At 46.9% G+C, this 8,277-nt stretch carries 7 protein-coding genes and 1 pseudogene; 3 read left to right on the top strand and 5 right to left on the bottom strand.

What is annotated here, in order from left to right; all coding sequences use genetic code 11:
- Positions 1 to 218 precede the first annotated feature (218 nt).
- The 3 genes from R7Z10_RS23530 to R7Z10_RS23520 all read right to left on the bottom strand — a co-directional run bounded on the left by R7Z10_RS23530 (position 219) and on the right by R7Z10_RS23520 (position 3,209).
- Positions 219 to 614: a DUF1090 domain-containing protein gene (locus R7Z10_RS23530; protein ID WP_017635004.1), complete on the bottom strand. Its 396-nt coding sequence runs from the start codon at positions 612 to 614 to the stop codon at positions 219 to 221.
- Positions 615 to 719: 105 nt separating this feature from the next.
- Complete coding sequence (gene greB / locus R7Z10_RS23525) at positions 720 to 1,211, bottom strand: transcription elongation factor GreB (RefSeq protein WP_005379321.1); 492 nt, start codon at positions 1,209 to 1,211, stop codon at positions 720 to 722.
- 117 nt (positions 1,212 to 1,328) lie between these two features.
- Positions 1,329 to 3,209 (bottom strand): RimK/LysX family protein, encoded by a 1,881-nt coding sequence (locus R7Z10_RS23520; RefSeq protein WP_086013892.1) that lies wholly within the window; start codon positions 3,207 to 3,209, stop codon positions 1,329 to 1,331.
- A 229-nt stretch (positions 3,210 to 3,438) separates the two neighbouring features.
- Between R7Z10_RS23520 and R7Z10_RS23515 the strand changes: the two genes are divergently transcribed.
- On the top strand, positions 3,439 to 5,760 hold the full coding sequence (locus R7Z10_RS23515) for a Tex family protein (RefSeq protein ID WP_005379317.1): 2,322 nt from the start codon (positions 3,439 to 3,441) through the stop codon (positions 5,758 to 5,760).
- A 104-nt stretch (positions 5,761 to 5,864) separates the two neighbouring features.
- Here the strand turns inward: R7Z10_RS23515 and R7Z10_RS23510 are convergent, their stop codons facing one another.
- Together R7Z10_RS23510 and bioH are read right to left on the bottom strand one after the other, a co-directional pair.
- Positions 5,865 to 6,329: a hypothetical protein gene (locus tag R7Z10_RS23510; RefSeq protein ID WP_005379316.1), complete on the bottom strand. Its 465-nt coding sequence runs from the start codon at positions 6,327 to 6,329 to the stop codon at positions 5,865 to 5,867.
- A 124-nt stretch (positions 6,330 to 6,453) separates the two neighbouring features.
- On the bottom strand, positions 6,454 to 7,221 hold the full coding sequence (bioH, locus tag R7Z10_RS23505; RefSeq protein WP_047103874.1) for a pimeloyl-ACP methyl ester esterase BioH: 768 nt from the start codon (positions 7,219 to 7,221) through the stop codon (positions 6,454 to 6,456).
- Between the two features lie 84 nt (positions 7,222 to 7,305).
- On the opposite strand from bioH, the gene R7Z10_RS23500 reads away from it, so the two are divergent.
- Both R7Z10_RS23500 and R7Z10_RS23495 read left to right on the top strand, forming a co-directional pair.
- Positions 7,306 to 8,031 (top strand): amidophosphoribosyltransferase, encoded by a 726-nt coding sequence (locus R7Z10_RS23500; RefSeq protein WP_047103750.1) that lies wholly within the window; start codon positions 7,306 to 7,308, stop codon positions 8,029 to 8,031.
- A gap of 97 nt (positions 8,032 to 8,128) precedes the next feature.
- Positions 8,129 to 8,277: pseudogene (locus tag R7Z10_RS23495) on the top strand (Fe-S biogenesis protein NfuA); the annotation flags it as partial.

Raw genomic sequence — 8,277 nt, 5'->3', positions numbered from 1 at the left:
TGAAAACCTTGCTCAGAAAGGTAACGCTCCAATAGAGCACGTAAACGAGCATCGTCATCAACCACTAAAATTTTATGATTTTCTTGCATTGAAACATCCTTTCAGAAGCGTCTATTGTCGAAAATGTATCACTGTTTTTCCTAACGTGCTCAAGCAAATTGTTACTCTTTTTATCTTAAGCGCTTTATTCTCTCTCTAGCAGGTATTTTCAGCACCTACTATTGACCATAATTCCATTCCAGTTCACGTTTGGCCTCAAGCAGCTCTTGCTGTGCCTCAGCCAGCTTGTGACGTTTTTTCTCAATTTTGTCTGCTTTACCTGAATGCTGAGCTTCGACTAATTCTTCCTCTCGCTCCTCAACTTCTTTAGTCTTTTCTTCCACTTCTGCTTGCAGCTCTTGGCGCAGCTCACCTTCCGAGCATTCATTCTGGATAGCGGAAAGTGCTTGCTCCAAGCCTTTAATGCGATGCTCATTACCTTGCGCTTTTGCATACTCAAGCTGCTGCTCTACCGCTAACTCTTTAGCGTCACAGCCTTTCACTTCATCTTGAGCAAAAACTGAAAGTGAGAATCCTATTGTTAGTGCAGCACTACACATGACTGCTTTGTTCATTTTACTTCTCCGAGAAAGGCACCATGCCTTTATACCAAATATTCTGACGTTGAGACCCAAGTCACTTCTAGTGAACTTCATGAGACTTGAATCAGTGATAAAGCCTCAGTCTTCCGAGGCCGGTTGAGTGTATTCAATTGAGTTGATGAACCACTCTTTTTCACCTTCTGGGGTGCGTACCGTGAACTCTTCATCCACTTGTTTTTTCAACATCGCTCGCGCCATAGGTGAATCGATAGAGATGTAGTCTTTCGCATCGCCATAAATCTCTTCAGGCCCGACTATACGAAACTTTTTCACTTCTCCTGCCTCATTTTCTATTTCCACCCATGCACCAAAAAAGACTTTGCCTTCTTGTTGCGGAGAATAGTCAACGATCGTGACTTCTGGCAGGAATTTACGAAGGAAGCGGACACGACGGTCGATCTGACGGAGTAAACGTTTATTGAAGGTGTAATCCGCATTTTCTGAGCGATCGCCCAGGCTCGCAGCCCAAGTGACGATCTTGGTGATTTCCGGGCGCTTTTCATTCCAAAGGTAATCATGCTCTTGTTTGAGTTTGTTGTAACCTTCTCGTGTAATCAGCTTAGTTTTCAAATTAACTCCTATCTCAACTAAAAAATGCTGCTCTTTGGCAGCATTAAGGAGATGATATACCCAAAGATCCAATGTTGTTCAGGCTTTGGGTATCAAGGTGATAAGGCGGCCAGAGTGTTACTTTTCGTAATCCGGTTTTTGCGTCACGATGTAATTCGTATCACTCGAAACAACCGCGCCATGTTTTAGGAAGTTTTTACCTAAAATCATGCTGTAATGGAAGCGACCTCGGTCCTGTAAGTTGACTCGGATCTTCTTCTCTAATTCACCAAGCTTAACATGCATTTCAACCACAGGGCGTACGTTCGCTTTCTCGCCTTTCTTCGCTTTAATACGCATGACATCAACAACAGGCTTGGTAAACGCCTGTTTCATGCCAAGATCGTTCTCATAGGTAAAGCTCACCATGTCTTTGCCGTCTTTCTTAAACTGCTTGATGTTCTTAGCATTGATTGAGCTTACATCTGCACCCGTGTCTAACTTCACAGGGAAAGACATCCCCTCAACTTCAGCTACTTCGATATGGCCAGCTTTGAAAAGTGGCCTTGCATCTAGTAGATGGTCTGCGCGAGTGTTCAGCAACACACCACCCTTGGCTATGTCATGACCAAAGACGAAAAAAGGTTGAGTGTCACCCTCATCAAGCACATCGAGCGCAAACTTCATTGATGTGTCTTTTCTACCGAGAAGAAAGTCTCCTTCGACAACAGGGCGAACCGCGCTGCCAACCTTGAGCTTTTTCAACACTGGTTTGGTGATTTTTTCTTCTTTCCCCTCATCGTTCATTAAATAAAACGTGACGGATTCATCCTTACCTTTTTCTGTTACTTCAAACCCATTTACACGCAGTAATGGCGTTTTCACAGTAAAAGTGGGGTAAGCAGGGACGGTATAACCATCAATGGTGACCTGTTCTTCTGGTGAAACGACAAGAGGTTTTGATTTGAGTGCGCTTTTGAACGTTTTTTCTACGCCACCCAGTAGATTTTCTCTGTCCGTATCAATAACAAAGTGCTGACTCGCGACGTCCCGACCTAAGCGAATTTGCGAACTGAACTTACTGCGATCACGCAGATACACCAACCAACGTTGAGTTTCATTTTCGCCGACTTTGACGGGTAAATAGACTAAAGGGCGCTCGCTTTTGGTCGTTTTCAGCATTCGTACCAAGGGTAATGTCATTGGATGACGCTTGCCATTCTCGCCCTCTAACATAAAAGAGACTTCGTTATGCTTTTTGTCTACCTTGATGTCCAGTGCATGGACGTTGGTATAACGGCTAGAAGTTGAGATGCTGATCTTATATGGCACACCTTCGACTTCAACCGTCTCTTTTTTGCCAATCATTTTTGCGCGTGGCTGTTCTTGAAGGTAATCGTAACCAGCGAAGACCCATGCGTTATCATCGAGATAGGTTTTACCAATCAAGATAGGAGAAGAGAATTGCGTACGCTTGGTCAGGTTCACTTCCGTATCAACGGTGTGACCAGCGATTGTCATCGGCATTTTTATTGTCGGGCGTAGGATGGGCTTTTTGCTTGTTCGACTGCGAATCGCGCTCACTCTTTCCAGATCATCGGTAATCTGTATTTCCTTCCCTGTATAAGGGTGAGGAACCGTAAAGCTAACCTTTACTTGATATGGCTTAAAGCTGTCGGCGTCCCACTTTGCCTTCGTACCACCTAAGTCATCGACAATCGCCCAAAGTAACTCGTTATCTTTCAAATCTTGGTAATCTGGGTGTGAGCTACTGACATGGATATTCTCCGCATGCATCGATGTCGTATCTGCACCAGTATCAATCTTGCCAATAAATGGCACCGCTTTTAGTTCCGGAATGTCACTGTAGTAGACGCTCTCCACACGCCCTAGTACCAATTTGTTATCGAGCTGATAAACGGGAGCTTGTGTGGTTCCTGAGATAGACTGCGCCCAACTAAGCGGGGCGACAAGTAAGGCACTCGTAAGCGCTAACGCCAAAGACATTTTTTTCATCATGATTATCCGTATAAGCCGAGGTACATTTAGTGATATCAACAACCGTGGAATTAGGTTAGTCGATAACTGCGGATATAAGTTCTCAATTTAATTACAGTTTTGACATAAATCTGACTGATGTCCACCAGCGCCCGGTAAATTTTTGCCTCGTTAATTTAAAACATTGCAAATTCTTCGAACGACCCCAATGTTCTATACAACCAAAACCGAATTAAAAGAGAAAACACGGATGAGCCAAGCTATCTGTCGCATGATTGCTCAAGAACTGAATGTTCGCCCAGAGCAAGTCAACGCCGCTGTCACCCTAATTGATGATGGCAACACTGTCCCTTTTATTGCACGTTACCGCAAAGAGGTGACGGGGGGCCTTGATGATACCCAGCTTCGTACTTTGGACAGCCGTCTGTCTTACCTTCGTGAAATGGATGATCGCCGTCAAACCATCCTCAAATCAATCCAAGAGCAAGGCAAACTGACGCCAGAGCTAGAACAAGAGATCGCGCAGGCAGACAGCAAAACTCGTCTTGAAGACTTATACCTACCTTACAAACCCAAGCGTCGTACGAAAGGTCAGATCGCGATTGAGGCTGGTCTTGAGCCGCTCGCAGATCAGCTTTGGAATCACCCACAAACCGAGCCAGAAAGCGAAGCAAGCAAATACCTTGATGCAGACAAAGGCATCGCAGACACCAAAGCTGCATTGGATGGCGCTCGCGCGATCATCATGGAGCGCATCGCAGAAGACGCAAACTTACTGGAAAAAATTCGCAACCACTTAAATCGCAATGCGGAACTGGTCTCACGAGTCGTTGAAGGCAAAGAGCAAGAAGGCGAGAAGTTTAAAGATTACTTCAACCACAACGAGCCCCTAAGCAAAGTGCCATCGCACCGCGCACTGGCGATGCTACGCGGCCGTAACGAAGGCTTCCTGACATTGGCAATGAACGCAGATCCAGAACAGGAAGAAGGCGCGCGTCAGTCTTACTGCGAAACGATTATCGCTGACCACTACGGCGTGACTCTCAGCAGCGCACCTGCGGATACGTGGCGTAAGCAAGTGATCAGCTGGGCATGGCGCATCAAAGTATCGATGCACATGGAAACCGAGCTAATGGGTGCAATGAAAGAGCGCGCAGAAATCGAAGCGATTGAAGTATTCGCCACTAACCTAAAAGACTTGTTGATGGCAGCACCGGCTGGCCCTCGTGCAACACTTGGTCTCGATCCGGGTCTGCGTACAGGTTCAAAAATCGCGGTTGTCGACTCAACAGGTAAAGTGCTTGCAACCGAAACCATCTACCCTCACCCACCACAAAAACAATACGACAAGTCAGCACAAATCGTTGAGCAGTTGGTGCGTAAGTACAACGTGGATTTGATTGCGATTGGTAACGGTACGGCTTCACGTGAAACCGACAGCTTTGTCGCAGACGTCATCAAACGTGGCAACCTGAAAGTTCAGAAGATCATAGTAAGTGAAGCGGGGGCTTCGGTTTACTCAGCGTCTGAGCTTGCAGCAAAAGAGTTCCCGAATATGGACGTATCACTGCGTGGTGCAGTGTCGATTGCACGTCGTTTGCAAGATCCATTGGCTGAACTCGTGAAAATTGATCCGAAATCTATTGGTGTGGGTCAATACCAGCACGATGTAAGCCAATCTATGTTGGCAAAACGCCTAGATGCGATTGTGGAAGACTGTGTAAACGCGGTTGGTGTTGATGTGAACACTGCTTCTGCGGCGCTACTGACGCGCGTAGCAGGCTTATCAAGCACCATCGCGCAGAACATTGTCGACTTCCGCGATGAAAACGGTCGCTTCGAAGCACGTACAACCTTGAAGAAAGTACCTCGTTTAGGTCCTAAGGCGTTCGAGCAGTGTGCGGGCTTCCTGCGTATTATGGATGGTAAGAACCCACTTGATGCGTCTGCGGTTCACCCAGAAGCGTACCCAGTGGTCAAAGCGATTTCTGAAAAGAACAACAAAGATATCAAAGCGCTAATTGGTGATTCTAGCTTCCTAAAAGGTCTGCATGCGGTCGATTACACCGACGATAACTTCGGCGTTCCAACCATTACAGACATCATCAAAGAGCTGGATAAGCCGGGTCGTGACCCACGTCCAGAATTCAAAACGGCGACCTTTGCAGAAGGTGTAAACTCGGTATCTGACTTGGAACCGGGCATGATTCTAGAAGGCGTGGTGTCTAACGTAGCCAACTTCGGTGCCTTCGTTGATATCGGCGTTCACCAAGATGGTCTTGTGCATATTTCTGCACTGACAGATCGTTATGTGTCTGACCCACGTGAAGTGGTGAAAGCTGGCGACATCGTCAAAGTGAAAGTGATGGAAGTTGACGTGCAGCGTAAGCGTATTGGTCTATCGATGCGTATGAACGACGAACCGGGTCAAGACAACCGCAGCCAACGCTCATCAGCAGCGCCGCGTCGTAATGACCAACCGCAGCGTCGTCAGCCTCGCCGTGATGATTCGTCATCGAACAGCGCGATGGGCGGTGCGTTTGCTGCAGCGTTTGCTAAAGCGAAAAAGTAACCTTACCTAGGCTTCACCGCTAACGAGCTTTCATAACTAAAAAGAAAACGCTCCAATCAGTCAACCTGCTTGGAGCGTTTTTGTTTGAGTAGGATATTGAGTCGTCATAATACTGCTATCACTTCTGACGGGGTATGGGGAGCGACTGCATGACCATAATGAAACTTGATCACCTTCCTGCGCTTTTCCATTAATCCTTCATTGATCGCAGCATCCAAAATGCGCTTTGGTAAGCGAAAGCGGATCGCGTAGCCTTTCCCCTGGTCTTCACTATACGATTTGAGCGCAAGCAAACTAAAAAGCCGTTCTAGTGTATCTTCCGGCTCTTCTTGATAACGCGTGTCGACTTCCGTTTCCATATCATAATCAGGATGCTCTGAAGGATCCCAAGAAGACTGACGTCGGCGCTTGTCGTCACCTTTTACTTTTCGCTCTGCATTGGTTTTGGCCAATGCGACCGTTGGCGTTACAGGCTCTCGGACTTTATTGTCGCGAGCTGCTTGTTCCGTCTGCACATTCACGGATGGGGCGATCAGTGGCACACTTACGTTGGTCGGTGACACAATCATTGCGAACCCTCCTCAGAGTCGCCCAACTCGTCAATATGGCTTAGCTTTATTGGCTAATAAAACCTCACCAGCCTTTATATCGACCACTTTTTAAACAACTTGAGGTATTTCCGCTCGCACTTGCTCAATCGTGAGCAAACTCTCGGATTTGAACACAAAATTCGTCATGTTCGGTGATAAAAGGCGCATGAGAGGACTGATTAAAAACAAACTGCTGGGTATGAGGCAACTGTTCACTTAAATCGTTAGCTACTTTAATTGGCACCAACCCATCTAAACGGCCATAAAGACGCAACATTGGAACAGAAAGAGACGTCAACGCATCGCGCAGATCCACATCAGCAAGGATGTTTAGCCCAACCAACAGCGATTCAGGGTTTGGCTGAGGGCGCGATAGTACCGCTTGCTTGAGCTGTTTAACGTCTTTACGCGCTGATGGGCTGCCCATCGCTTGCAACGCCATAAAGCGCTCAATGGTCAGTGAGAAATCTTCTAGCAACTGAGAGGTGAACGCACTCAGTACATCCGGTTGAATGCCACGCCACGGTTTTTCTGCGGCAAATTTAGGTGAGCTGGCAACCGTAATCAACTTAGCCACACGCTCGGGCATATTTAACGCCACATGCGTCGCCACTAAACCTCCGAGGGACCAACCAAGCCAAATCGCTTTCTCTGGCGCACCTTGCACCACCAAGTTAGCAATATGGTCTAAATCTTCGGCATGAGATTCGGCGCTATGTCCGTACCCCGGAAGGTCAACCACATGAACTCGGAAATAAGGTTGAAGAGACTCGACTGTCTGCTGCCATACCGCACCATTCATGCCCCAACCATGCAGTAACACCAAATCTGGTCCCTGACCAAATGACTGCCAGTGTAATTTCGTGCTCATGCTCTCAATCTCTCCCACTTATTTTATTCCCTACGGCTTCAGCCAAGCGTTAGGCTGAGTAAAATATCACCATGAATAAACGCTATGTTATCTCATCACTGGCAAAACATCATGCATCGCGTATTGAGCAGTCAATGCGGCCTGTGTCGGTTCCCTATTCAAACACCAAGCCACACAAATACTCTGCGCTGGTGCGAGCACTGTTTAAAATACCTAACTCCGGTAAAACGATGTCAACGCTGCGGTTTATCATTACAGAAAGAAGAAATGAGTACGGATAGTATTTGTGGTGAATGTCTTTCAGAGCCACCGCCATGGCAAAGGCTATACACGTTAGGCGATTACGACTTTCCCCTTTCACGGGAAGTACAACGCTTTAAAGATCACGGAGAGTCTTGGCATGTAAAAGCATTAACCGAGCAACTGGCACAGCGCATCACCACGCCAGCTCCAATCATTACCAGTGTGCCATTGCACTGGCAGCGTTACCTGCGCCGGGGTTTTAATCAAAGTGATGTTTTAGCCCGACACCTCGCCAAGCAATTACAGGCCAATTTTGATGCGAAGGTCTTTCGTCGAGTAAAGCTCGCCCAATCACAGCGTGGTAATACCAAAACAAGCCGTGAACAAAACTTAAAAGGCGCGTTTATTCTCAATAAGCGCCCTCACTCTTCCCATGTTGCCATCGTCGATGATGTAGTCACCACAGGCAGTACCGTCCGACAATTATGTCATTTACTACTTGAAGTTGGCGTAGAAAGCATCGATATTTACTGCATCTGCAGAACACCTGCTCCTCGTTCTCTCTAGATCGCTTCGCCATGCCTTAGCATCAAAAAGACTAGACCCATACGTCAACAAGAGTAGAATAGTAGCAGTAACCTACAAATTTACTCGGGTATTCGTCGTGTCAAATATTACTATTACAGAAACTGCGCAAACGCATTTCGCTAACCTTTTAGGTCAACAACCTGAAGGCACTAACATTCGTATTTTCGTTGTGAACCCAGGTACACAAAACGCTGAGTGTGGCGTGTCTTACTGCCCACCAGAAGC

It is taken from the genome of Vibrio sp. Vb1018, assembly GCF_033338775.1.
Classification (GTDB): Bacteria; Pseudomonadota; Gammaproteobacteria; order Enterobacterales; family Vibrionaceae; genus Vibrio; species Vibrio alginolyticus.
This window is presented reverse-complemented; position numbering and strand designations above follow the sequence as displayed.